At 40.8% G+C, this 25,254-nt stretch carries 28 protein-coding genes; 18 read left to right on the top strand and 10 right to left on the bottom strand.

Annotation, left to right across the window (positions count from 1 at the left end; all coding sequences use genetic code 11):
• Positions 1 to 10: 10 nt before the first annotated feature.
• Positions 11 to 1,339, bottom strand: a complete 1,329-nt coding sequence (locus CRO16_RS08810; RefSeq protein WP_097056021.1) for an aspartate kinase — start codon at positions 1,337 to 1,339, stop codon at positions 11 to 13.
• Between the two features lie 98 nt (positions 1,340 to 1,437).
• Here CRO16_RS08810 and CRO16_RS08805 point away from each other — a divergent pair, with 98 nt between their 5' ends.
• Positions 1,438 to 2,085, top strand: coding sequence for a hypothetical protein (locus CRO16_RS08805; protein ID WP_097056020.1), 648 nt, complete (start codon positions 1,438 to 1,440; stop codon positions 2,083 to 2,085).
• On the opposite strand, the gene CRO16_RS08800 is transcribed toward CRO16_RS08805, so the two are convergent.
• A complete protein-coding gene (locus CRO16_RS08800) occupies positions 2,082 to 2,909 on the bottom strand; it encodes a Vgb family protein (RefSeq protein WP_097056019.1) in 828 nt (275 codons plus the stop codon). The two genes, CRO16_RS08805 and CRO16_RS08800, sit on opposite strands and share 4 nt — an antisense overlap.
• Positions 2,910 to 3,033: 124 nt before the next feature.
• Here CRO16_RS08800 and CRO16_RS16405 point away from each other — a divergent pair, with 124 nt between their 5' ends.
• A complete protein-coding gene (locus CRO16_RS16405) occupies positions 3,034 to 3,168 on the top strand; it encodes a hypothetical protein (RefSeq protein WP_262507445.1) in 135 nt (44 codons plus the stop codon).
• Between the two features lie 12 nt (positions 3,169 to 3,180).
• Here the strand turns inward: CRO16_RS16405 and CRO16_RS08790 are convergent, their stop codons facing one another.
• The 3 genes from CRO16_RS08790 to CRO16_RS08780 form a co-directional block, all read right to left on the bottom strand.
• The gene (locus CRO16_RS08790) at positions 3,181 to 3,813 is read right to left on the bottom strand and encodes a CPBP family glutamic-type intramembrane protease (protein WP_097056017.1); all 633 of its coding nucleotides are present in this window, start codon (positions 3,811 to 3,813) and stop codon (positions 3,181 to 3,183) included.
• A 78-nt stretch (positions 3,814 to 3,891) separates the two neighbouring features.
• Entirely contained in the window at positions 3,892 to 4,659 is a 768-nt protein-coding gene (locus tag CRO16_RS08785) for a phosphatase PAP2 family protein (RefSeq protein WP_097056016.1), read from the bottom strand.
• An 11-nt stretch (positions 4,660 to 4,670) separates the two neighbouring features.
• The gene (locus CRO16_RS08780) at positions 4,671 to 5,123 is read right to left on the bottom strand and encodes a 3D domain-containing protein (protein ID WP_245858958.1); all 453 of its coding nucleotides are present in this window, start codon (positions 5,121 to 5,123) and stop codon (positions 4,671 to 4,673) included.
• A gap of 280 nt (positions 5,124 to 5,403) precedes the next feature.
• On the opposite strand from CRO16_RS08780, the gene CRO16_RS08775 reads away from it, so the two are divergent.
• Positions 5,404 to 5,832 carry an FKBP-type peptidyl-prolyl cis-trans isomerase gene (locus tag CRO16_RS08775; RefSeq protein ID WP_097056437.1) on the top strand — a complete coding sequence of 143 codons (429 nt, stop codon included), beginning with the start codon at positions 5,404 to 5,406 and terminating at the stop codon, positions 5,830 to 5,832.
• A 98-nt stretch (positions 5,833 to 5,930) separates the two neighbouring features.
• Here the strand turns inward: CRO16_RS08775 and CRO16_RS08770 are convergent, their stop codons facing one another.
• Positions 5,931 to 6,281, bottom strand: coding sequence for a 4Fe-4S dicluster domain-containing protein (locus tag CRO16_RS08770; protein WP_097056015.1), 351 nt, complete (start codon positions 6,279 to 6,281; stop codon positions 5,931 to 5,933).
• 64 nt (positions 6,282 to 6,345) lie between these two features.
• Between CRO16_RS08770 and CRO16_RS08765 the strand changes: the two genes are divergently transcribed.
• From CRO16_RS08765 to CRO16_RS08735, 7 genes are all read left to right on the top strand, one after another.
• On the top strand, positions 6,346 to 7,425 hold the full coding sequence (locus CRO16_RS08765) for an acyl-CoA reductase (protein ID WP_097056436.1): 1,080 nt from the start codon (positions 6,346 to 6,348) through the stop codon (positions 7,423 to 7,425).
• Positions 7,426 to 7,524: 99 nt separating this feature from the next.
• Positions 7,525 to 8,589: a 3-phosphoserine/phosphohydroxythreonine transaminase gene (gene serC / locus CRO16_RS08760; protein ID WP_097056014.1), complete on the top strand. Its 1,065-nt coding sequence runs from the start codon at positions 7,525 to 7,527 to the stop codon at positions 8,587 to 8,589.
• 26 nt (positions 8,590 to 8,615) lie between these two features.
• Positions 8,616 to 9,572 (top strand): D-2-hydroxyacid dehydrogenase, encoded by a 957-nt coding sequence (locus tag CRO16_RS08755; protein WP_097056013.1) that lies wholly within the window; start codon positions 8,616 to 8,618, stop codon positions 9,570 to 9,572.
• A gap of 196 nt (positions 9,573 to 9,768) precedes the next feature.
• Complete coding sequence (locus CRO16_RS08750; RefSeq protein ID WP_097056012.1) at positions 9,769 to 10,194, top strand: DUF6146 family protein; 426 nt, start codon at positions 9,769 to 9,771, stop codon at positions 10,192 to 10,194.
• Between the two features lie 64 nt (positions 10,195 to 10,258).
• Entirely contained in the window at positions 10,259 to 10,579 is a 321-nt protein-coding gene (locus CRO16_RS08745) for a DUF6787 family protein (RefSeq protein WP_097056011.1), read from the top strand.
• 7 nt (positions 10,580 to 10,586) lie between these two features.
• Entirely contained in the window at positions 10,587 to 10,904 is a 318-nt protein-coding gene (locus tag CRO16_RS08740) for a hypothetical protein (RefSeq protein ID WP_097056010.1), read from the top strand.
• A 55-nt stretch (positions 10,905 to 10,959) separates the two neighbouring features.
• Positions 10,960 to 13,215, top strand: a complete 2,256-nt coding sequence (locus CRO16_RS08735) for a TonB-dependent receptor (protein WP_097056009.1) — start codon at positions 10,960 to 10,962, stop codon at positions 13,213 to 13,215.
• A 119-nt stretch (positions 13,216 to 13,334) separates the two neighbouring features.
• Here CRO16_RS08735 and CRO16_RS08730 read toward each other — a convergent pair whose 3' ends face one another.
• Entirely contained in the window at positions 13,335 to 13,640 is a 306-nt protein-coding gene (locus CRO16_RS08730) for a hypothetical protein (protein ID WP_097056008.1), read from the bottom strand.
• A 44-nt stretch (positions 13,641 to 13,684) separates the two neighbouring features.
• Entirely contained in the window at positions 13,685 to 14,236 is a 552-nt protein-coding gene (msrA, locus tag CRO16_RS08725) for a peptide-methionine (S)-S-oxide reductase MsrA (RefSeq protein WP_097056435.1), read from the bottom strand.
• Between the two features lie 109 nt (positions 14,237 to 14,345).
• On the opposite strand from msrA, the gene CRO16_RS08720 reads away from it, so the two are divergent.
• From CRO16_RS08720 to CRO16_RS08685, 8 genes are all read left to right on the top strand, one after another.
• The gene (locus tag CRO16_RS08720) at positions 14,346 to 16,784 is read left to right on the top strand and encodes a DUF5916 domain-containing protein (RefSeq protein ID WP_097056007.1); all 2,439 of its coding nucleotides are present in this window, start codon (positions 14,346 to 14,348) and stop codon (positions 16,782 to 16,784) included.
• A 22-nt stretch (positions 16,785 to 16,806) separates the two neighbouring features.
• Positions 16,807 to 17,466: an ABC transporter ATP-binding protein gene (locus CRO16_RS08715; protein ID WP_097056006.1), complete on the top strand. Its 660-nt coding sequence runs from the start codon at positions 16,807 to 16,809 to the stop codon at positions 17,464 to 17,466.
• 133 nt (positions 17,467 to 17,599) lie between these two features.
• Complete coding sequence (locus CRO16_RS08710) at positions 17,600 to 18,364, top strand: TIGR02757 family protein (RefSeq protein ID WP_097056005.1); 765 nt, start codon at positions 17,600 to 17,602, stop codon at positions 18,362 to 18,364.
• 164 nt (positions 18,365 to 18,528) lie between these two features.
• Positions 18,529 to 19,707, top strand: coding sequence for a sensor histidine kinase (locus tag CRO16_RS08705; RefSeq protein WP_097056004.1), 1,179 nt, complete (start codon positions 18,529 to 18,531; stop codon positions 19,705 to 19,707).
• A gap of 36 nt (positions 19,708 to 19,743) precedes the next feature.
• The gene (locus CRO16_RS08700) at positions 19,744 to 21,669 is read left to right on the top strand and encodes a BatA domain-containing protein (protein ID WP_097056003.1); all 1,926 of its coding nucleotides are present in this window, start codon (positions 19,744 to 19,746) and stop codon (positions 21,667 to 21,669) included.
• Positions 21,666 to 22,934 (top strand): dihydroorotase, encoded by a 1,269-nt coding sequence (locus CRO16_RS08695; protein WP_097056002.1) that lies wholly within the window; start codon positions 21,666 to 21,668, stop codon positions 22,932 to 22,934. The genes CRO16_RS08700 and CRO16_RS08695 overlap by 4 nt, the downstream gene beginning before the upstream one ends.
• 35 nt (positions 22,935 to 22,969) lie before the next feature.
• Positions 22,970 to 23,296: a DUF4870 domain-containing protein gene (locus tag CRO16_RS08690; RefSeq protein ID WP_097056001.1), complete on the top strand. Its 327-nt coding sequence runs from the start codon at positions 22,970 to 22,972 to the stop codon at positions 23,294 to 23,296.
• Positions 23,296 to 23,958 (top strand): alpha/beta hydrolase, encoded by a 663-nt coding sequence (locus CRO16_RS08685; RefSeq protein ID WP_097056000.1) that lies wholly within the window; start codon positions 23,296 to 23,298, stop codon positions 23,956 to 23,958. The genes CRO16_RS08690 and CRO16_RS08685 overlap by 1 nt, the downstream gene beginning before the upstream one ends.
• Here the strand turns inward: CRO16_RS08685 and CRO16_RS08680 are convergent.
• Both CRO16_RS08680 and CRO16_RS08675 read right to left on the bottom strand, forming a co-directional pair.
• The gene (locus CRO16_RS08680) at positions 23,955 to 24,452 is read right to left on the bottom strand and encodes a hypothetical protein (RefSeq protein WP_097055999.1); all 498 of its coding nucleotides are present in this window, start codon (positions 24,450 to 24,452) and stop codon (positions 23,955 to 23,957) included. The genes CRO16_RS08685 and CRO16_RS08680 overlap by 4 nt on opposite strands.
• On the bottom strand, positions 24,452 to 25,213 hold the full coding sequence (locus CRO16_RS08675; RefSeq protein ID WP_097055998.1) for an MBL fold metallo-hydrolase: 762 nt from the start codon (positions 25,211 to 25,213) through the stop codon (positions 24,452 to 24,454). The genes CRO16_RS08680 and CRO16_RS08675 overlap by 1 nt, the downstream gene beginning before the upstream one ends.
• Between the last annotated feature and the right edge of the window lie 41 nt (positions 25,214 to 25,254).

Here is a 25,254-nt window from a genome sequence, read left to right as displayed (position 1 = left end):
GGCTGAGCAACTAGGTTTCGGTCAATATTTTAGGTTCAAAAAATTTTTGATGTAATTCCTGTAAGGCCTGAACTTTGTTTTTGGTATCGACAAGCAGGGAGATATTGTTCTTGCTGCCACCATAGGAGATCATCCTTACCGGCAGGTCGTTAAGGAGCGTAAAAAGTTTACAGGTGTCTTTGTCATCGATCAAACCCTCTCCTACCACACAAATAATACTATGGTTTGCATCTACTGTGATCTCTCCATACTCATCAAGTTCATACAGGATCTTATCCAGGTTTCGGGTGTCATCAATGGTAAGGGAAATAGCGATTTCTGAAGTTGTGATCATATCGATCGCAGTCTCATGTTTATCAAATACATCAAAGATCTTTTTAAGGAAACCGTGAGCCATGAGCATTCGGTTTGACTTGATCTTGATGGCTGTAATACCGTCTTTAGCCGAAATAGCTTTGAGTCCTTTACTGTGATAACGATCTGAGATACAAGTCCCGATAGCTTCGGGTGTAAAGGTATTTTTGAGAAATATAGGGATATTCCTTTCCTTCACAGGAGAAACGGTTTGCGGATGCAGGATCTTCGCACCGAAATATGCCAGCTCTGCCGCCTCTTCAAAAGTGAGCTGGGTTAAAGCTGAGGTATTTTCCACGAATCTGGGATCATTATTATGAAAACCGTCAATATCGGTCCAGATCTGCACTTCAGAGGCATTCACCGCCGCTCCAATAATGGTTGCGGTATAATCACTGCCACCCCGTTTAAGGGTGCTTATGTTCTTATTGCGATCTATTCTCACAAACCCCTGCGTCACATAAACTTCTGAAGTTACTTCTCTTTGCAGAACTGCTTTCAAAAGTTTGCTAACAGTAGATATTTCAGGATTTTCCACATTCGAAACCTGCATGAATTCCTTTGCATCTAAAAGGGTATTTGAAGTGCCTTTTTCTTCGAGGTATTCAGAAAATATGAGGCTAAGAAAAGTTTCTCCAAAAGTGATCACAGCTGCTTCATTGAACGGCTGCTCTTTTATGGCCTCTTCCAGGCCACAAAACAACTCAAGGAATAAATTTTCGGTAGCACGTTTGTTTTTTTCAGACTCCAGGAGCTCTTCTATAAGTTGCAGGTGCTTAAGCTTAAGCTCAAGCATTAGCTGATCAATGCTGTTGGTGTTACCGGTCCTCACAGCTTCAGAAATTTCAACCAGCCTGTTTGTAACGCCGGACATAGCCGAAACTACTACGATCTTGCGGCCGCTTTGAGCTGCAATGATATTTCTTACATTCCTGATACTTTCCGCAGAACCTACCGAAGTACCTCCAAATTTTAAAACCTTCATATTCTAATTTCCAAAGTGCATAATTACAGGATGATTTTTAGCCAATAAAAAAAACCGGGTCTTTTTTATATCTTTGCACAAAATGTATATTATTTAACATGAAGACGATAAGTACCTGTGTACATGATATTATAAAACATCAGCCTTTTCTGGACGATGCCCTGGCGCGAAATATTATTAATTTTAGTTCCCTGGCGGCCGATCTGCAACCGCAGGTAGAAAAGGAGATGCGAAAACCGGTGAAACAGGGGTCCATTATTATGGCCCTGCGCAGGTACCATCCAAAAAGAAGTAAGTTCAATGCGAAGAATTTCAGGGAGCTGGGAGATATGATTGTGCGTTCGGGAATTACCGAATATACTTATTTGAATTCCAAGGATATTATAGCCCGAAAGGCAGAATTACTCAACGCTATTAAAGATCAAAACGGGATCTTCCTCAATTATTCGAGTAACTTTCAGGAAAGTAATTTCCTGGTCTCTACGACTCTGCAACCGCTTATTCAGAAGATCTTTAAAGATGAGCAGCTGGTAAGCGTTTCTGAAGAACTATCTTCGATCACCATTGCCCTGCCCGAAAAGAATACCAAAACAGTAGGTCTTTATTTTTACATTTTTAAGCTCCTGGCATACGAGGGAATTCCTGTTTACGAGATCATTTCAACTTCAAACTATTTTACGCTTTTTTTGGAGAAGGAATATGTGAATCAGGCATTTTTGCTAATGAACGAGATCAAATCCAACTAATTCAGGTTGTAGATCCAAATCTCGTTTTGAAGGTTCATTGGGAGGTAAAGTTTATTTTCATCCTGCTGAAAAAGGATGTCTCCCGAACTTTTTTCTGAAGTGAATTCTTCTGAAAGATTGCCCTTCATATCTATAGTATAGATCTTTCCTGAAGCCCAGTCAGAAATAAAATATTCTCCATCGGCCTTAGGTTGGATGCCATCCAGGTTTCCAATTCCATTTTTGGATATCGGGGTGACCTCCCTGGTCTTTCTGTCAATTTTTAAAAAATTTCCATTTTGTTCCTGGCCCCAGGCTGCAACCAGAATATATTCTGGTGTTAGGAATAATCCGTTAGGTCTCTCCAATTCCGAACTTTTGAGCCACTCTTTTATTTCCCCGGCTTCGTTCATTTTATAAATGCTGCCTGCTGCAAGATCTGAAAAATAGAGCACTCCATTTTCATCTAAAGCAGGATCATTAAGGGACTGCGAGCCTTCAACTGGAATACGTTTTAAAACCTCTCCGGATTGAAGATCAATTTCTACAAGTTGGGTGACATCGGTTACATACAGCTTGTTTTTCTTAATTACCATTCCTTTTGGATCGTCAAGGCCGGTGACCCAGGTATGGTCCTGCTCTTTCCATTTTCGGGAGATCCTGGAGATAAATCCGTCCCCTTCAGTTTTGTCGGCCATATTGGAGACATAAAAATATTCGGTCCCTGCGTCATAAATAACAGATTCGGGATGGCTAAAACCGGTAAGTTTGATCTCGGGCACTTTTTGATCTTGTGCAAAGGCGAAGCTTCCGCAGACGAAGAAGATCATAAATAATGGTTTCATGGTTTTTATTTTCAAGGTAATCAAAAAATCTATTTTTTAGGAAGATTGATAAAAAGGAATTAAAGAAATCCTAAAGATGCCCGGTAGAATGTCAGTTCCGTTTACTTTTAAAAAAAAAATTGCTATGAGAAAGATTATCAGAGCCCTGTTAGCGGGTTGGGGCGCAAAGAAATTAGGAGGTAAGACCGGTTGTGGATGCTTAGGCACCATAGTGGTTTTTATCATACTTTGGTGGCTTCTGTCCAATCTTGGGATCTGATAATCCTTTCTTTTACTGAAAAAAATATCCGAAGCCTATGGTGAACATGATGAGACCATAGAAGTAATGCTCAAGGCTTACATTCAGTAAACTTTTCGTTTGAAAGTAGTTGTAAATAAAGATCCAGGCTGCCAAAAATGTTGCTATGGGTGCCACCCAATTGCCATAAATGAAATGGGTCAAACCAAAGATGACGGCATTGCTAAGCATGAGCAGGTATTTCTCGGGCACCAGGTGTTTATAGCGGTGGAAATAATACACCCGGTAAATAATTTCCTGCGGAAAGACCGAAGCTACAGGATATAGAAAAAAGGTGATCACGTATCCCGTAAAATCTTCCATAGGATACATGAAAAATAATTCCGGAAAGATCCACCAGGTGAACCACAACAATAAAATAGTTATAAGGATCATTCTCAATATGCTCTTGCCCACATAGGCCTTTTCAAAACGGGTAAGCCTTGTCTTGTCAAAAGTATGATCCTGCAGCAACATGAACAGGAACAAGCCGGCAATGAGGAATAAGGGAATGATCTTTAACCAGCCATCAAGATGTCTGTTAGCTATAAAAGGTAGAAAAACGTAAAAAATAATGAATTCCAATACCAGGTAAGGCGTAGAATTATAGATGATCTTGGGACTCATTTTCCTATTTACCCGAAAAGATAAAAAATCTCTTTCGTAAGCTCTGCCACTATAACATAATTATAAGAATCGGGGCTGCTATTCTTCCAGGTTCTCCTCCTCTTCCTTTACACTACTGTATCTTATTCGTCGCTGTCTTAGGAGGTCAATGATATTGAACAATACCACGCAAAAGGCCACCCAGATCAAGCCAGCTATGAAGCCACCTAAGACATCTGAAGGGAAATGAACGCCCAGGTAAATTCGACTTAACCCGATAGCAAAAATGAGGGCTGCAAACAGCAGGGCTAAAAATATTCTGAGCCATTGATACATCTTGATCTTAAAAACCAGGTAGATCAGGAATCCGTAAAAGGCCATGGCGCTCATGGCGTGACCACTGGGGTAGCTTAGAGTTTCCACTACTACAAGATGTTCAATCGTGGGACGTGCCCTGTCAAAGGCTCTTTTGAGAGCAATATTTGCAAGGGCAGAAAGTATGAGTACTCCAAGTAATTGAAAAATAAACTTTTTATTCTTCAGCTTAAAGAAGAAGAACATTGCAGCAAGGGTTGTAGCAACAAGATAGGCATAGACATCTCCAAGATCTGTAACAAACTGAAAGAAGCCGTTTAGTCCCGGAGTTCTAAATGAAGTAACATAATCTGTAACTCTATTGTCAAAGGAATCGATTGTTTCTCCCTGGACCTGTTCGGTAAGTTCAACGAAAAAGTTGGTTCCCAGAATAAAAACTACAAAGGCAAAAAATATAAGTACATAAAGGGCGTAATCGGGATGTTCCCTTGAAACATGTTTTCTGAAAAACTCTACAAAATCGTTTAGATAATCCTTTATCCCTTTTATCATAGTTCGTTGGTTTATTCCCCCGGTGGCTCTATAGGCGGATAGGAGATCTGTACCTTTCTTCGCCCCCACTTGAGGGCTTTCTCCTTATCTTCTCCCATATAGATGTCGATTTTGTTCCTCCATCGCGGGTGCATTTTATCATTTACTATAAAAATCCCTTCAAAGCCTTCAATAATTACAGGAGTATTATGTTTTAATCCCTTTTTGATCAGGTCTCTTGAAACAGCTATAGACAATACATCTGGTGCAAGGGTATCACCCCAGGCAGTGATCTCGGGGTTTCCCTGTCCCTGAATTTTTAATGAATTGTAAGCCGAAGCTGTAACCGTAATGGTCTGCCAGTCTTCAAAATTGTTCATTTCTGCTTCTGCAGCTTCTTCACAACTTCCAAATCCGCCAATAAAAAATAGCGGAAGCATCAGGAATTTAAAAATGAGCTTTTCAGAGATCATTAATACCAACATACTAAAAATTTAAAAATTAACCTTAACTCTTAACCCTGCTTTAAGAGAAGCAGTTTCAAAATTATGCAAGTAAACTCTTTTTTTGCAGGTTTATTTTAAGCTTAAGCTACTATCTACCTTATATATCTCACTAAACCTGCATATTTTTGGCTTTCCGCCATTATAATGGTACCTTTGCATCGCGAAATGAGATTTTTCCCAGCGCTGTTAAGGTCCTTCCTTTTTATTTTCTGTTTGATTTCCATTTCCCGAATTATTTTAATTGAAAAACACATTTATGATGAGTCAGGTTAAACAAAATGACACAGTAAGAGTACATTACACCGGAAAACTTACCGATGGGCAGATCTTTGACAGTTCTTTGGAAAGAGAACCAATTGAGTTCACCATGGGACAGGGACAATTGATCCCCGGGTTTGAGAAAGGATTGCTGGATATGAAGGTGAATGAAAAGAAAACTATCGAGATCCCTGCAGATGAAGCTTATGGAGCTCCAAGAGAAGAGCTTATCCAGGAAGTTGAAAAAAGTCAGCTACCTGAAGAAATTAAGCCGGAACCTGGAATGGGATTGGTTTCTAAAAGTCCTGACGGACGTGAAATGAATCTTGTAGTGAAAGAAGTTAAGGAAGAAACTATTGTTGTTGACGGGAATCACCCATTGGCAGGAAAAGACCTTATTTTTGATCTGGAAGTTGTAGAGATCAAATAATATTCTTCTATAGAAACAAAAAAGACCTGCAAATTTGCAGGTCTTTTTTTTTGTTTAAAAATCAAGTTTTGGTTCTTGCCTCTTTATTTTTTGCTCTTTCACTCATGGTGCATAAATCTTTGCTTTGCCTCCAGTTGCTCACGTGTCTCCTCATTTGCTGGATCGGGTACACAACAGTCTACAGGGCATACAGCAGCACACTGCGGCTCGTCATGAAAGCCAACACATTCTGTACATTTATCGGGTACTATATAGTAGATCTCGTCACTTAACGGTTCCCTGGCCTCATTGGCATTCGCAGCCTTTCCATTTGGAAGAACCACATCACCGCTAAGATCTGTACCGTCTGCATAACGCCAGTCGTCTGCACCCTCATAGATCGCTGTGTTAGGACATTCAGGTTCACAAGCGCCACAGTTGATGCATTCGTCGGTTATTATAATTGCCATAGCTTATTTTTATTCTAAATTTGCACAAATTTAAAGCCAAAACAGTTCTTAAACAAATATGGAGATGACAATCGAGCAGCGCAGAAAGAAGTTGGAAGACCTTGGCCGGTTTCTTAGTCAGTTCAAAAGATCGGGCATAGAAAAGCAGGAGCAGGTGCCGCATAACGATCCATATTTTGAATTACTGAAAGAAAAAATTGAAGCTGCAGTGCATCACAACGGCTGGTTCACTCTTGAAAATGTGCTTTTTGCAATGGAACAATGGAGTGAAGCTTTAACTGAAGCAAATCTCCAAAAATGGCTTTCCGGATATAATTTTCAGCAGGTGACTCCCAAAACTGTTGGGGTGATCATGGCAGGAAATATCCCGTTGGTGGGGTTCCATGATTTTATTTCGGTTCTTGTGAGTGGCCACAAGGTGCTGGTAAAGCAATCCTCCAACGATAAGCTGCTTTTACCTGTGCTGGCTGATTATCTTATTGCAATTGCCCCGGAATTTAAAGACACTATCGAGATCCTTCCCGATTCCAGGGACGGGGCTTCAAAAATGACAAATTTTGATGCTGTTATCGCTACCGGAAGCAATAATACTGCGCGTTACTTCGAATACTATTTTGCAGGAAAACCTTCCATCATCAGGAAGAACCGAAATTCTGTGGCCGTATTAACCGGAAATGAAACTACCGATGAACTTGCAGCTTTGGGAGAAGACATCTTTAGGTATTATGGCTTAGGTTGCAGGAATGTTTCAAAATTATACGTGCCTCAAGGATATGATTTCAATGCTTTTTTTGAAGCCATTTACCCCTGGAATACCATAGTGAATCAAGCTAAGTACGCCAATAACTACGATTACAATAAAGCGGTTTACCTAATGAGCCTATACAAGTTGCTTGAAAACGGATTTTTGATCCTCAAGGAAGACCGGTCCCTGAGTTCTCCCATTGCAACCTTGTTCTATGAAAGGTATGAGGATCTGGAGTCGGTTCGAAAGGAACTTACCTCCAGAAAAGAGGAGATCCAGTGTGTGGTTGGGAATCAGGTGGTAGAAAATGAAGTGAGATTTGGACAAACCCAGCAGCCACAATTATGGGATTATGCAGATAATGTTGATACTCTATCCTTTTTGATTGAAAAAGTTTGAAAACCTTCAGTTTTTAGCGGCTTTTCATCCTAAATTATCATTTCATTAGCAGGAAATGCGCTTTGATTTTCTCATATTTGTAACTGTTAAAAAGCAAATATGAAAAGACATAACTACAGTGCCGGACCTTGTATTCTTCCGCAGGAAGTATTTCAGGAGGCATCACAGGCAATATTAGATTTTAATAATTCTGGATTATCAATCCTGGAAATTTCCCACCGCAGCAAAGATTTTGTAGATGTAATGGAAGAAGCCCGCAGCCTTGCTTTAGAGCTGTTGGGGCTGGAGGGTAAAGGTTATAAAGCTTTGTTCCTCCAGGGAGGTGCCAGCTTGCAGTTCCTCATGGTTCCCTATAATCTACTGCAGACAAAGGCAGCATATTTAAATACCGGAACCTGGAGTACTAAAGCTATCAAGGAAGCGAAATTCTTCGGAGAAGTTACCGAAGTAGCCTCCTCTGCCGATAAAGATTTTAAATACATTCCAAAGGGCTATTTCATACCTTCAGACGTTGATTACTTCCATTGCACCAGCAACAATACTATCTACGGCACCCAGATCAAAGAATTTCCAAATACGCCCAAACCGATGATCTGCGATATGAGCAGTGACATTTTCTCAAGGCAAATGGATTTTTCCAAATTCGACCTTATCTATGCCGGGGCTCAGAAAAATATGGGTCCAGCGGGAACTACTCTGGTGGTGATCAAGGAAGATATTCTTGGAAAAGTTGACCGTTCTGTACCATCCATGATGGATTACAGGGTGCACCTCAATAAAGCAAGTATGTTCAATACCCCTGCAGTCTATGCAGTATATGTTTCCCTACTCACAATGAGATGGCTCAAAAAGAATGGAGGAATAGCAGGAATTGAGGAACAAAACGAGAAAAAAGCAAATCTGCTGTATTCAGAGATCGATATAAATCCGCTTTTTGAAGGTTATGCTGAGAAAAAGGATCGTTCTAACATGAACGCTACTTTTAATCTTATTAATGACGATCTTAAAGAAAGCTTTGACGCGATGTGGAAGGAAGCGGGAATAAACGGGCTTAACGGCCACAGAAGTGTGGGTGGATATCGTGCTTCTATGTATAATGCCCTTTCCCTGGAGAGCGTCCAGGTGTTGGTAGATGTAATGAGCGAACTTGAAAGAAAAGCTTAATTAAAACATATTTCTAAATCCCACTCATGAAGATTTTAGCAAACGATGGTATTGCTCCCGGCGGAAAACAACAGCTGGAAGCTGCCGGCTTTGAAGTAATTACTACAAAAGTTGCTCAGGAACAATTGATCAACTACATCAATGAAAATGAAATAGCTGCAATTATAGTACGTAGCGCCACCAAGGTGCGAAAAGATTTGATAGACGCCTGCCCTACTCTTAAGGTCATAGGTCGTGCAGGAGTTGGAATGGATAATATAGACGTGGAGTATGCCCGCAGTAAAGGCCTAAAGGTTTTTAATACTCCGGCGGCATCTTCGGCATCTGTAGCCGAATTGGTTTTCGCTCACCTGTATGGAGGAGTTCGTTTCTTGCACGATTCCAACCGGAATATGCCTTTAGAGGGTGATTCCAGGTTCAAGGAGCTCAAAAAGAATTATGCGGGAGGCCGGGAACTTAGAGGAAAAACCCTCGGGATCATTGGTTTTGGACGCATTGGTCAGGAAGTGGCAAAAATAGGACTGGGAGTCGGGATGAATGTGATCGCCTGCACCAGCTCTTCTGAAGAAAAGGAAGTTAATGTAACTCTTGAATTCTTTAACGGCCAAAAAGTGGAACTTCCGGTCAAACAATTACCTATGGAAGAACTTATTGCAGAAGCCGATTTTATTACGCTTCATATTCCGTCACAAAAGGAACCAGTCATTGGTAAAAATGAATTGCAACAAATGAAAGATGGTGTGGCAATCATTAATGCTGCCCGGGGAGGTGTAATTGATGAAGTTGCACTCATAGAGGCTTTGGAAGATGGGAAAGTCTCCTTTGCTGCCCTGGATACCTTCGAAAACGAGCCAACTCCTGCTCTAAAAGTACTTATGAATGGGAGAGTTTCTTTAAGCCCGCACATTGGTGCTGCTACGAACGAAGCCCAGGAACGAATTGGAGAAGAACTTGCAGAACATCTGATCAAACTTTTGAAATAGATCAGGATTTTTAAGACTGCTCTAAAAAGTGCTTCTGTCAATAGAAGCACTTTTTTTTTAGAAGATCATTAGCTCAATTAAAACTCTCTTGGATTGGCTCGGTTTTTGGTTAATATATTGAATATCAGCAAATACTTATTGTCTAATTGACTAGAATAATTCAATTGCCAACATAATAGAATTTAAAAACAACAAGATGAAATACTTTTTATTCATACTATTCCTTGGGGTAGGAATCTACAGCTGCTCCTCTACCCGTGACCGAAAAATGCAGGATACCGCGGTAGCTTCAGAAAGTGATACCGTGAGAATCGCAAATGACAGCCTGGAATATGAGATCCTTATAATTGATCCCGGATTTTCCTATTTCCTCAATGCTGTGGCACATCCCGAAGGTTATTATTCACAGGATTATCTTGAAAATAAAAATCAATTTCTTGTGGCCGATTATAATGCCAGGGTAAAGCAACCTTTTAGGTATGATCCAAATATTTACGAAAGGGAGATCAATTATGATCCCAATATTGATTACGGTTATGACGTTAATTATAAACTGTATAATTACTTCGTCTATCTTTCAAGAAATCACAATCAAAGATTCTCCGTCCCTACCCGATTATAGCTGTACATATTAAGCCGTGAAAAATGAAAGGTCTTAATCCTTTTTTCTTTTTTATATTTGCGGCATGAATAAATTGAAAAAACGCTGGGGGATTTCTTCCAACTGGCAAATTTTAATTATCCTTACAGTCTTTGCACTAACAGGTTCATCTTCCCTGTTTGTAGCAAAACCCCTTCTGGAATTGATCGGGTTTGATCGTATGGCTTTTTCTTCAGAATTTTTATGGGGAGGCCTAAGTTATTATATTTTAAGATTATTAATGATCTTTCCAATTTACCAGGTACTTCTTGTAGCCTACGGTTGGATCTTTGGCCAATTCCGGTTTTTTTGGCAGTTCGAAAAGAATATGTTGTCCCGAATGGGATTTGCTAAAATCCTGAAATAATTTTTCCATGAAAATGTGGCAAAAGACCTTATTTATTGTTTTTGCAGGATTGATCATCTTTCCTTCAGCAATAGATCTTGCCCACGTTTTTTCAGGACATAAGCATGAGTTCTGTAACCATTATGCTGAATCTCATTTTCACGAAAAGAATATAGATTGTGAACTTTTTGATTTTCAGAAAAATTCTTTTTCCTTTCCTCCTCTCTTTACCTGGACCCCACAGGAACCGGAAGTTTCCATGCATCCCGTAAAGGGGGCATATCTTCATATTAGTACGTTTCAAAAACTGCATTTTTCCCTTCGTGCCCCTCCGGCACAGGTTTAACGCAAATTTGAGAGAAGCAGTCGCTTCAGTTTTATAACGTACTTAATTAATACCCATGAAAAATATCATTTTTGGGCTGCTATTACTGGCAGCCGGCAACATTTATAGCCAAAACTCCATAAAAGGCACGGTTGTAAATGACGAAAATAATCAGCCTGTTATTGGCGCTACAGTGCAGGTAATTAAACCCGAAAGAAATACAATTACAGATCTAACAGGGAAATTCATTATTGAAAATCTTTCTGATGGAAGTTACGACCTGGTGATCTCCTCTCTTGGTTTTGGTACCCGAACCATTAAAATCGAAATACCACTTGACCAGGATCTTGTTATCAATCTTTCTCCTACTGCTATAGAGATGGAAGAGGTAATTATTTCCACTCCATTTCATCAGCTTCAAAGCGAGAACGTCATGAAGGTGGAACGTGTCACTATGGAAGGTCTGCAACGCACCGGTGGCAACAGGATCACCGATGGGATCACTCAAATTGCCGGTGTAGAAACGGTTACCACGGGTTCTTCAATTGGGAAACCTGTCATTCGTGGCCTTAGTTCAAACCGGGTGCTGGTTTATGCCCAGGGGGTGAGACTCGAGAATCAGCAGTTTGGAGATGAGCATGGTTTAGGCCTAAGCAGTTCGGGAATAGAGAGTGTGGAAGTTATAAAAGGTCCGGCATCTTTGCTTTATGGAAGTGATGCCCTGGGAGGGGTGCTGTATCTCAATCCCGAACGATTTGCCCCGGCAGATTCTACGGTTGTGGATGGTGAGACTTCCTATTATTCAAATACAGAAGGCTTTGAAGCTAACGCCGGAGTAAAAACTTCAGGTGATAAACTTAAATTCATATTCCGCGGAAATTTTGCTAGTCATGTAGATTATGAAACAGGAGACGGTGAAAGAGTGACAAATACCCGTTTTACAGAATATGATTTTAAAACCGGGTTGGGGTTCAGAAATAACAGCTACAAAGGAGATCTGCGCTATAATCTTAATAGCAATACCTCGGGTATTCCTGAAGAGATCGGTCTGCAAAGCACTTCCCGGACAAAACTGGAACCGTACCAACAGGTAGCCAACCACATTCTTAGCTTTGACAATTCTTTCTATTTTGAGGAATCCAGCCTGGATGTGAAGCTGGGATATCTTTTTAACAACCGTAAAGAATTTGAGGAGGCTCATCATGAAGAGGAAACCGGGGAAGAGCACGAAGAACATGAAAATGAAGAGGAAGGGCCTGCTCTTGAGATGCATCTAAGTACCTTGAACTACGATGTAAAATATCATTTCCCGGACCGTGGAAAATTCGAAACTATAATCGGCCTGCAGGGAATGTTCCAGTCCAATAAAAATCTTGCTGAAGAAATATTAATTCCCGATGCAACCACAACAGATGTGGGAATTCTTGGAACCACGCATTACCACCTCGAAAAAGTGGATTTCCAGGCGGGATTAAGATATGATTTCAGGAGAATTTCTGCGGAAGCATACGAAAATCATGAGGCCGAAACTGAAGTTGCGGCTCTTGACAGGAATTTCAACAGCTATAATGGGGCGTTGGGAGTAAAAGTGGATCTAACATCCCGTTTTACCGGAAGATTAAATCTTGCGAGCGGCTTTAGGGCACCTAATCTTGCCGAACTCACTTCCTATGGCAGCCATCATGGTACTAACCGATTTGAAATCGGGAATTCTGCTCTCGATAATGAGCAGAATTATCAATTGGATCTGGCTCTGGAATTCAGGAATGAACACTTTGAAATATTTACCAATGCTTTCTACAACACCATTAAAAACTATATTTTCCTGGATCCTACAGGAGAATTTATGAATGAAGATCCTGTATTCGAGTATCAGCAAAATGATGCAGAGCTGTATGGCGGGGAAGCGGGAATACACATTCATCCACATCCCCTGGATTGGCTTCATTTTGAAAGCAATTACGAGCTGGTAATAGGAAAACAGGAGAACGGGGAATACCTGCCTCTCATTCCAGCACAATCTGTCTTAAATACTTTTTGGGTAGAACTACCCGAAAATGATATTTTTAAGGAGGGTTATGCCAGCCTGAGTTTAAAAAGCGTCTTTGAACAAAACAGAACAGGATATTTTGAATCTGAAACTTCAGGATATTCTCTTTTAAATGCCGGGCTTGGCACCTCGGTTATTCTGGATAGGGCTTTGCTTGATTTCAGGATCACCGGAACAAATCTGCTGAATAAGACATATATTTCTCATCTCTCCAGGTTGAAACCTGAAGGAATTCCCAATATGGGGAGAAATATCATTTTAAGCGCGGGAATAAGGTTTTAACTAAAGAAAACTTCAGAAGCCAGATCCCGGTTAAACAAGTTAATCTCAAAAATGAAAATAAAAAAGCCGGTTGCACTTGAGCAACCGGCTTTTTGATATCCTGTCTTTTCGTTATTGACCTAGCTCCTTACCCTGATTGGTTGTAGCTGACCATAATCTTCATCCTTTTGCCATACAAAAGTGTACAGCCACATTAAAGTAAAGGTTGGTATAATATCACTAAACGGTAGTATTTCTTCCAGGAAGACGATCACAGAACCTAATTTACCTTTTCTACCGGGATACATGGCAGCCATTTTCTTAGCCGCATATGGTGCCCATAACAGGTCAAGAAATCCACCTACTAAAGGTACCGCACCACTCGCCATACCTATGGCGTCATATACCAGGCCTTTGATCAATAACTTTTTCTTTTCGATGTTCATCTGTTTTTCTTTTTCCTTTAATTAGCAATAAAAGTGCCATTTTTCTAAGCTTCAGATTTCAACTTTTCAGAGAAAGTATGTCTTAGCTTTTGCACTTTAGGATCAATGATCACCCTGCAGTAAGGCTGATTCCTGTTCTGATTATAGTAATCATGGTGCTCCTGTTCGGCTTCGTAAAAATCACCTGCTTCAGTGATTTCGGTCACAATAGGATCCTGGAAAACCTTCTCCTGTTCCAGTTGCTTTATAACTTTTTCTGCTGTTTCTTTTTGTGCCGCGGAATGATAAAAGATCGCACTTCGGTAGTGGGTCCCCACATCATTTTGCTGGCGGTTTAACGTGGTTGGATCATGGGTAGCAAAAAAGATGAGCAATAATTCTTCAAAACTGACTTTTTCAGGATCAAATTTTATCTGCACTGATTCGGCATGACCGGTCCTTTGTGTTACCACCTCCCTGTAAGGCGGATTTTTAATATGTCCTCCCGTAAATCCGGAAATCACCTTCTTTACTCCATCCACACGCTGAAAAACTGCTTCGGTACACCAAAAACATCCTCCTGCAAGAGTGGCTGTTTCAAATTTATGTTCTTCCATCATTTCTTTTTTCAAAATGTAAGGAAAAACAAGCAACCTGCCAATATTAAAAATATAAGGAATTCGTAAACTTGCAATGCAAAATACTATTTGATTTAACATCTACCTCATGCCCTTCAGAAATCTGCTGTTCTTTATTTCTTTTTTAGTTTCCGGATTGATCTTTTCACAGGAAAATGCACAGCAGAAAAAGTCTTATACAGCAACCAGAATTGAATCGAAGCCGGTTATAGATGGTGTTCCTGGGGAAGAGCTATGGCAGAATATTCCTGTAGCTACAGATTTTGTCATGTTTGAACCTGGAAATGGAAATCCTTCGCGAAGCACCCACCCTACCGAGGTGAAAATCGCCTATACGGATAAGGCCCTATATGTAGCAGCCTATCTTTTTGACAGCAATCCTGCACAAATAAGACGGGAATTTGCGCAAAGGGACAACATTCCAACTGTTGATTATTTTATCATTGACATCAACACCTACAATGATGGTGAGAATCAAACCCGATTTTATGTAACTGCCGCAGGAACAATTGCCGATGCCAGGATGAAAAAGAATAATGAAGATTTTGCCTATAACGTGGTTTGGGATGCAAAGGTATCCATAGACGGGAAGGGATGGTATGTTGAAATGGAGATCCCCTACTCTGCCCTGAGATTTTCAGATAAAGAGGAACAATTGTGGAGTATGCAGCTGGGCCGTAAAATCAATCACCTTAACGAGAGCTATGTCTGGAATTATATCAATAAATCTATAGGGGTATCGACTCATTACAACGGACTTTTGAAAGGCATAAGAGATATCGATGCTCCTGTAAGGTTAAGCTTCTATCCATATGTTTCGGGAGAGGTAGATCATTTTGACGGTGAAACTTCCACGGCCTTTAACGCAGGAATGGACTTTAAATATGGGATCAACGATGCTTTCACCCTTGATGCCACGCTTATTCCCGATTTTGGACAGACTCCTTACGATGAAGTCGAGCTCAACCTGGGGCCCTTCGAGCAGACTTTTGGGGAAAACAGGGCTTTCTTTACTGAAGGAACCGAACTTTTTACAAAGGGAGATCTTTTCTATTCCCGCAGAATTGGTGATACTCCCATAGGTTTTAATGCTGTACAGGATGCAAAGCTGAATGATGAAGAGATTGTTGATAATCCTGAAACCACCAATCTTCTTAATGCGCTCAAGATCTCGGGAAGGACAGACAGCGGCCTCGGTATTGGCTTCTTCAATGCAATTACCGAAGTTCAAAAGGCAAGGTTGTACAATCCGGTCACCGGTGAGGCAAGAGAAGTGGTGACGGAGCCTTTTGCAAACTACAATATTTTAGTCCTGGACCAGCAATTTGACCAAAAATCCTCTGTTTCCCTTATCAACACCAATGTCACCCGGGAAGGCCATTTTAGAGATGCTAATGTCACAGGTTTTCTTTTTGATGTCTATACCCCTGCAAGTGCTTTTAACCTATCCGGAGAAGCAAAAATGAGCAGAGTGAATTTACCGAACAGCAATAAAATGGGATTTGCCTCCTTATTGTCTTTTGAACGCTCCAAAGGAAGGTTTAGGTATGGCCTGTCTCATGAATTTGCTAATGAAACCTATGACATCAATGACATGGGCCTCAATTTCACCAACAATTATAACAACTTCTATTGGGAGACCTCTTACAGGATCTTTGAGCCTAAAGGGATTTTCAATGAATATAATATTAGGCTGATGGGAAATCATCAACGCAGGTATGATCCCGATATGTCGGTGACCACCAATTTTGGGACCTCTTTTTTTGCAATGACCCGTGACAGGTTTGCCTTTGGAGGATCTGCCAATTACAGTACGCCTTTCCGGGACTTTTTTGAACCTCGAAAGGATAACACTTATATTGAATATCCCGAAAATGCTGCTGCTGAAGCATGGATCTCTTCAGATTATCGGAAAAGAATCGCTGTGGATTCGCGGCTGAGTTACAATAAATACCTCAAAACCACCCATCAACAATTAAGGTTTAGTTTTAGCCCAAGATTCCGGGTGAGTAACAAGCTCAAACTTATATATAATTTTGGATGGATGAAGGAGGAAAACCGCGAGAGCTTTGTGACATTACTGCCCAAAAATGTCATTTTCGGGACCCGGGATATGCAGAGTGTTGAGAATGCACTACAGGGAAGTTACAACTTCAATACCCGCGAGGCGATAAGCCTTAGCTTCCGGAATTTCTGGTCTTCAGCTACTTTTTCCGAAGATAACTTCAGCAGATTGTTGAATTCGGGAGGACTGGAACCTGTAGTATATGAGGTAACAGAGAATAACGATCCCGATGCGAATTTTAATATATGGAACCTCGACCTGAGTTACCAGTGGAGATTTGCCCCGGGAAGTGAGATGATACTTCTTTACAGGAATTCTATTTTTAAACAGGATAATCTTAGCGCCCTGGCCTACACCGAAAGCCTGGAGAACCTCTTCAACCAGCCGGCAAGACACAATCTTTCGCTGCGGATAGTCTATTATTTGGACTACAATAACATAAAAAACATTTTTAAAGGCTAAGTTTGCAACTGAGACAAAAACTATGATCGAAGCCCTGAATATTCATAAAACCTATAATGATCTACATGTGCTAAAAGGAGTTGACCTGCACATTCAAAAAAGTGAGATCATATCTATTGTTGGAGCTTCGGGCGCCGGAAAGACCACTCTACTCCAGATCCTTGGCACCCTCGAAAAACCCGATAGCAATAACGAAAGTATCCTAAAAGTTAACAATACGGACGTTTATGCTCTCAACGCCAAAGAACTGGCAAAATTCCGAAATGCCAACATTGGGTTTATTTTCCAGTTTCACCAGTTACTTCCGGAATTTACTGCCCTGGAAAATATTTGTATTCCCGCCTTTATTGGAAAACGGCCGAAAGCCGAAACCGAAAAAAGAGCTAAAGAACTACTTGGTTTTCTCGGGCTCTTAAAAAGAGCAGATCATAAACCCGCTCAAATGAGTGGTGGAGAGCAGCAACGTGTAGCAGTAGCCCGTTCCCTTATCAATAACCCCGGCGTTATTTTTGCCGATGAACCTTCTGGGAATCTGGACAGTGAATCTGCAGAAAATCTGCATAAATTATTTTTTGATTTGAGGGAAGAATTCGGGCAGACATTTGTCATTGTTACTCACAACGAAGAACTTGCAAACATGGCAGACAAGAAACTGACTATGGTAGACGGGAAGATTGTTTAAGGTTTAAAGTTCAAGGTTCTGCTTTTATCTAAAGTCTTGATTCTTGGCTCTTATCTCTTAATTCATTTTTAACCCACAATCCGTACCAAACAAAAAATTCTCACATCTCACTTCTCACATCTCAATTCTCAAAATGACCCGCAAAGAACTCCAAGAATTCCTGGATTTTAAAGTAGAACAATACAATACTGCGGAATTTATTGAGACAGACCCTGTTCAGATCCCCCACCTTTTCAGCAGGAAAGAAGATATAGAGATCGCCGGATTTTTAACTGCTACCATTTCCTGGGGCAACAGGAAGAGCATCCTTAAAAATGCTTACTCCTTAATGGATCTGCTTGATCATACTCCCTATGATTTTGTGATGCAGCACTCAGCAGCAGATCTGGAAAGGCTGCAGCAATTCGTGCACCGTACTTTTAACGGGAGAGATCTTATCTATTTTATCAGAGCCTTCAGGCATATTTACAGCGAATATAAAGGTCCTGAACATATATTCAGTAATTATTCAAATGATCATGGTTTACAGACTGCAATTCATGAGTTTAAAAAAATATTTTTTGAATTGCCACATGAGATAAGGATTGAAAAACATGTTAGTGATCCAATGAAAAATTCCGCAGCAAAAAGGATCAATATGTTCCTGAGATGGATGGTGAGAAATGACAATAAAGGGGTGGATCTTGGAATTTGGAACAGCATATCCCCTGCCCAACTCAGCTGCCCTTTAGATGTACATTCAGGAAATGTTGCCAGAAAGCTGGGCCTTCTTAAGCGGAAACAAAATGATGCAAAAGCACTGGCAGAACTTGATAAGCACCTGCGGAAAATGGATCCTGTCGATCCCGTGAAGTATGATTTTGCCCTTTTTGGGCTTGGAGTTTTTGAAAATTATTGAGGAGCTACTTTAAAGGGAAAGATAAAGGCTACCATGCAGGTAGCCTAAATAAAATGAATATTTATATCAAAGATCCTGTAGGAGATTTCTGAAAAAAAATATTAAATGTTATTTTTATTAAGGACAATTAATATCTTTAACTACCTCTAAGTTAGAAAATATGTATGCCTAACTCGCATATTCAAAAAAATGAATCCCGGCAGCTATCGGCTCCTGAAGAATTCAGTATCCTAAGATCTTCCTCAGAAAAAGATTTTTCGGACCTCCTGTTCCTTTGTGCGGAAACGGTGCAGGCGCCAATTGCCGCATTGGTTATCGTTGAAAACGGTAATAGCTGGATAAAAAGCAGTTACGGCTGTGCACCTGAAGAAATTCCCTACTGGGATAATCTTTGGAGTAAAATCCTGCAGCAGGATGATATTCTTGTTTTTGACCGGGAAGACCTGCAAAAGATCCACAGATTCTATTCGGGGGTTATCGGGGTGCCTGTGGAAACCGCTTCCGGAGAAAAATTGGGCGTACTGGTCATTTTTGATCCGGAAGTAAATGAACTTACCGATGTTCAAAAAAGCAGTTTAAAGATACTGGTTAATCAAATGCTTAACGTAGTTGTTTTTGGGAAGCAAAAGAACCAATATCAACGGGTTCAAAAAGACCTTGAACAGCGGTATCACGACCTGGAAAAGTTTGCAAGCGTCGTTTCCCATGACATCAAATCCCCCCTCGCCAACATTATATCTCTGGTGGACCTGCTCAGGGAAGAGAACGAGGAAAAATTCAATGAGGAGACCAAGCAATATATTGAATACCTGTCGCAGGCCTCCCACAGCCTTCGCAATTATGTCGATGGGCTGCTCATCTTTTATCGCAGTGAACGTATTCTGGAAAAGGAAGAAGAAGATGTGGAGCTAAAACCCTTTTTTGAGAATATTATAAACTTGTACACCGTAGATCCCGGGGTGATCATCACCTATCCTTCTCACGGGATTCTTAAACAGGTAAACAAGGCTGCATTAACGCAGATCTTCATGAATTTGATTAGCAATGCCCTTAAATATAATGATAAGAAAGAGCGGCGGGTAGATATCTCTTACAACGCCTCTCAGGAATTTTACTTTTTCGAGGTGAAAGACAACGGCAACGGGATCCCGGAAGAAAATTTTGAAAAAATATTCGACCTCTTTACCACTCTGGACCTTAACGATCGTGACGGGAATCCCGGAAGCGGGATTGGCCTGGCTACCGTTAAAAAACTTCTGGACCATATGGGTGGCAGGATCTCAATCGATTCAGATCCCGGAATAGGCAGTAATTTTAAATTCCAAATTAAAAGGTCTTGCTAAGGCCTTTTTTTATATTTGGTAAAAGTATGCCAACGCATGTATTTTAAACATCCTGAACTTCTTTACGCTCTATTTCTACTGGTCATCCCAATTTTGGTGCATCTTTTCCAGTTGCGAAAGTTCAGGACTACCAAATTTACCAATGTAAAATTTTTAAAAAAGGCTGTTCTTCAAACGCGCAAAAGCTCCCGTTTAAAGAAATTCCTGATCCTTTGCACCCGATTGCTTCTGTTGGCCAGTGTGATCTTCGCCTTTGCCCAACCATACTTCCCTCCTGCCTCGGGAGAGGTCAAAGAAGTAGAGACCGTAATTTGGCTGGATAATTCCTATAGCATGCAGGCCCGTGGCCAAAACGGCATTTTATTAAGGAGAAGCATTCAGGACCTGCTGGAAAACCTTCCGGAGGATGCACAGGTTACTCTTTTTACCAATAATTCCGAATACAGGAATATTTCTGCTGCCACTTTAAGACATAGATTGCAGGCACTGGATTATTCTGAAACCCAATTGCCATGGAGATCCGTACATCTTAAAGCTCAAAATCTTTTTGGAAGCAAAGGGAATGCTCAAAGGAACTTTATCGCAATTTCAGATTTTCAAAAGACGGGTGACTCTATCGCACCCATTGCTGATAATATTTCAACTTATCTTGTAAAATTAGAGACAGAGAACCATCTGAATATCTCCATAGATTCTGCTTTTGTTTCTTCCCGAAGCCTGGATGAAACGGTGCTGGGAGTGGAGATTTCGGCTTCAGGAGTTTTGCAGGAGGAAGTGTCTGTCGGGCTGTATGATAAAGACAGGCTGCTGGCACGAAAGACTATTCCGCTTAATGAAGAGCTAAAAGGCAGCACAACTTTTAGTTTTGCTTCGGAAGCCATACCCTTCGGAAGCATCAGGATAGATGATAACGGGCTGCAGTTTGATAACCGGCTGTACTTCAGTATCAATAAAACTCCGCCGGTGAAGGTGGTAGTTATTGGGGATACAGAAGCAGAATACCTGCAGCGCATTTATAAAGAACCGGAATTTCTTCTTCATATTTTTCCCGAAAACAACATCGATTATAACCTATTATCGCAGGCGAACCTTGTGATTTTGAACGAGCCCGAAAAGATCCCTTTTTCACTCATCTCTACGCTGCAGCAGTTGGTCCGGGAACAGGTTTTTCTCATTGTTGTCCCTGCTCCGGCAGCGAACCTTTCCGAATACAATGGACTTTTTCAAAATCTGGGGCTTCCCGTCTTTGGAATAAGAAACGATCAGGAAAAATTAATTACTGATATTACTTTCAGTCATCCGCTGTATGAAAGCGTTTTTAATGAGCGGGTATCTAACTTTGAATATCCAAAGGTAAAAAGTTCTTTTCCTGTAATGGGAACTCCATCAGGGATCCTGAAATATCAAAACGGGCAGCCTTTTCTTTATGAGCAGAATAACACTTTCGTCTTTACAGCCGCTTTAAGAAAAGAGAATGCTAACTTTAAAAGCGCACCTCTTATCGTTCCTACCTTTTACAATATTGGTAATCTTGCTATCTCACCCGATAAGCTTTATTACCTCCTGGGAAACCGGCAAAAAATAAGTATTCAGGCAAATCTTCAGAAGGACGAGATCCTTAAACTTGCCTCTTCTAAAACTACCTTCATTCCGCAGCAGCAAAGCTTTCAGAATAAAGTAGATCTTTTTTTGAACGAGCTGCCACAGCAGGAGGGGCATTATAATGTGCTTCAGGATTCTGTTATTCTAACAAGTCTTGGTTTTAATGTTGATCGCAGGGAAAGTTTACCTGTGCAAAAGGACATTCGGGTGCTGGACGGGGTTTATGTTCACCAGAGTATTCCGCAGGTATTTAACGACATTAAATCTGCCGGCGAAGTCCATACGCTTTGGAAATGGTTTATTATTTTAGCACTGTTTTTCTTACTTACTGAAATGCTTATCCTAAAATTCCTCAAATGAAAATACTGGTTAGATCGGCCAAGATCATAGATAATGAAAGTCCATATAACAACAAGGTGATGGATATTCTGGTAGAGAGCGGCATCATCAAAGAGATTGCCCCTTCTATCAAATCCCGAAAGCCAGATCTTGAGATAAATTTTAAGAATCTCCACGTGTCCCAGGGATGGTTCGACAGTAGCGTAAGTTTTGGAGAACCGGGATATGAGGAAAGAGAAACTCTTGAAAACGGACTTAAAACGGCTGGCCAAAGTGGATTTACTGCCATAGCTCTAAATCCCGGAAATGATCCTGTCACAGACAACAAGGGTGCTGTGACTTTTCTGCTGAATAAAGCCAGTAAACAACCGGTGTCCTTATTCCCTATTGGAGCCCTCACGCGAAAAAGTGAAGGTAAGGACATGGCCGAGCTTTATGATATGCAACAGGCAGGTGCCATTGCTTTTGGGGATTTCAAAAGATCTGTTGCCAATCCAAATATGCTGAAGATCGCACTGCAATACGCTCAAAATTTCGACGGACTTGTTATGTCATTTCCGCAGGAAAATAAAATAGCAGGTAACGGACAGGTCAATGAGCATGAGCCCAGTACTCTTTTAGGATTAAAAGGAATACCGGCGCTGGCTGAAGAATTACAGATCACCCGTGATCTATATATTCTCGAGTACACGGGCGGTAAATTGCATATCCCTACCATTTCGACAGCCAAATCTGTAGAAATTATCAGGGAAGCCAAAGAGCGTGGCCTTGATGTAACCTGTAGCGTAGCGATTCATAATCTTTTCTTTACAGATGAGCAGCTTAAAAACTTTGATACTAACGCCAAGGTGCTGCCGCCGTTAAGAACCAAAACCGATGTTAAAGCATTAATTGCGGGAGTTAGAGATGAGACTATCGACATGGTAACAACAGACCACACGCCTATTGATGTGGAGCATAAAAAAGTGGAATTCGATAATGCCTTTTTTGGCACCCTTGGATTGGAATCGGCCCTGGGCGCTTTGCTTCAGATATTTTCTGTGAAGACGGCGATAAGAGTTCTTACTGCGGGGAAAGCAAGATTCAATGTGGCAGAGCAGGTAATCGATGAAGGTTCTCCCGCCAATTTTAGTTTCTTTGACCCGGATGAGGAATATACCTTCCAAAAAGAGCATATTTTTAGCACTTCTAAGAATAGTCTTTTTCTGGAGAAACAGCTGAAAGGAAAAGTTTACGGGGTTTTGGTAGGAGAAGACTTTTTAAGTTCGGAGGCCACTGAAAAATAAGGAAATTCCGTATTTTTGAAGTCTAAACTTTCACCATGGACAGTGTTGCTAACGAAGGAAAAACAGCTGCGATCGTTGCCTATATTACGATCATAGGTACCATTATTGCTTATTTTATTAATAATGACAGCAAAAATCCCTTTGCTTCCTTTCATATAAGGCAGGCGCTGGGAATTCATATTACTTTCTACTTGCTTGGGATTGTTGTATCCTGGTTTGACACCTGGTTGATCTCGGCTCCTTTTTACCTGTTTATTCTTATCCTTTGGGGATATGGGATTTTAGCGGCTATACAGGGTGAAAGAAATGAAGCTCCTCTTTTGGGGAGATATTTTCAAAACTGGTTTAGCACGATAAATTAATGGATACAGATACTTTCACTTTAGAACATTTAGTTAGAAAACCAAAAATAGCATCAGAAAAAGCTCCGCTACTCATTATGTTGCATGGCTATGGCAGCAATGAAGAAGATCTTTTCTCTTTTGCCGAAGAACTGCCCGATGAGCTTTTTATTATCTCGGTGAGAGCGCCATATCCCATGGCACCTTATGGACATGCCTGGTATGAAATTCACTGGAATGGCAGTACAGACGGGAAATTTAGCGATGATGAACAGGCGGTGATCTCCAGAGAAAAGATTGTTCAGTTCCTGGAAGAAGTAAAGGAAAAATATCCTGTAGATCCCGATAATGTTACTTTGGTAGGCTTTAGCCAGGGATGTATTTTAAGCTTTGCTGTTGGGCTCTCCTATCCCGAAAAGATTAAAAATGTGATCGGGTTAAGCGGCTATATCAATAAGAATATTATAAAAGAAGGTTTTGAAAGGAATGATTTTTCAAAACTTTCGGTTTATAGTTCGCATGGTACTGCAGACCCGGTGATTCCTGTTGCCTGGGCACGAATGACGAAACCTTTCCTGGACAGTCTGAAGATAGAGAACTCCTATTCAGAATTTCCTGTCGGTCATGGCGTAGCCCCCGATAATTTCAGGGAGCTGAAAAAGTGGCTGGAAGACCGGCTTTAATTATTTGGATAGAGCACTGCTTTTTCTGTAGCTACATCAATGTTTGCATCATCGTCGATCTCATAGGTAATGAAGAGATCTCCCCAATAGCTGCCATCGGTAAAGCTGGCGATCGCCCATTTATGATTTAGCAATTTGACCTTGTTGATCCTGAAGTGGCCTGCCATGCCTTCATATGGGATAAGTTCATTATCGGCATCGGCTGCATTTCGGCTTATAAGCTCCTCCTCTACTTTCGCAATGATTTCTGAAGGATCAAATCCCCGATTTTCCAGGTAGGTCAAAGCTTCTTCATTGTTTACAAGGCTGAAGCTGTCATTCCCTGTAGGTTTAGAAGAAGAGGCTTCCGGATTATATTCAGTCTCTTCCAATTGAGATTTAAGAAGTGCAATTTCCTGTTCTTTAGAATCAACGATCTTATTTCCGTTTACGTAAAAGAAAATAGCCAGGAGGGCTGTAAAAACAAACAGGTACATTAAAAAACTTTTCCGCATTATATTTCAATTTGTAGGTTATCATAAGCCAGGTAAACGTTGGGAGGCAACTGCGCCTGCACTTCTTCATGGAAGCCCAGCAAATGGCTTATATGGGTTAAAAATGCCTTTTCAGGCTTGATCTTTTGGATGAAATCAAGAGCTTCTTCAAGATTAAAATGAGAATGATGAGGCTCTTTACGCAAGGCGTTAACTACCAGCACATCGACTCCTTTAAGTTTTTCTGCCTCCTCTTCCTCAACGATTTTGGCATCGGTGATATAGGCAAAATCCCTTATCCTGAAGCCAAAAACCTGCACCCGGTTATGCATTACTTCAACCGGAATAATATTTACCCCTTTGACGGTAAAGGCTGTATTAGTGATCACATGCTCCTGTACACTGGGAGCTCCGGGATATTTATTTTCTGAATCAAAGATATAGTCGAACCTTTTTTGAAGAGAAGCCATTACTCTTTGATGTGCATAGACAGGAATATCCCCCTGTTTGAAAAAATAAGGCCTAATGTCATCGAGACCCACGGTATGATCGCTGTGTTCATGGGTAAAAAGAATGGCATCAAGTTTTTGGACCTGGTTTGAGAGCATTTGCTGCCGAAAATCGGGCCCGCAATCTATTACAATATTGAGCTCGTCCACCTCAATTAGCACTGAAACCCTTAGTCTTTTATCTCTAGGGTCTGAACTTCGGCAAACCGGATGGTTGCTGCCAATAACGGGGATTCCCTGCGAAGTTCCTGTGCCTAAAAATGTTACTTTCAATGCTCTTAATTTTACCACAAAACTAAGTATTATTTTTTTGT

The sequence above is a fragment of the Salinimicrobium sediminis genome (genome assembly GCF_900215295.1).
In the GTDB taxonomy this organism is placed as follows: Bacteria; Bacteroidota; Bacteroidia; order Flavobacteriales; family Flavobacteriaceae; genus Salinimicrobium; species Salinimicrobium sediminis.
This window is presented reverse-complemented; position numbering and strand designations above follow the sequence as displayed.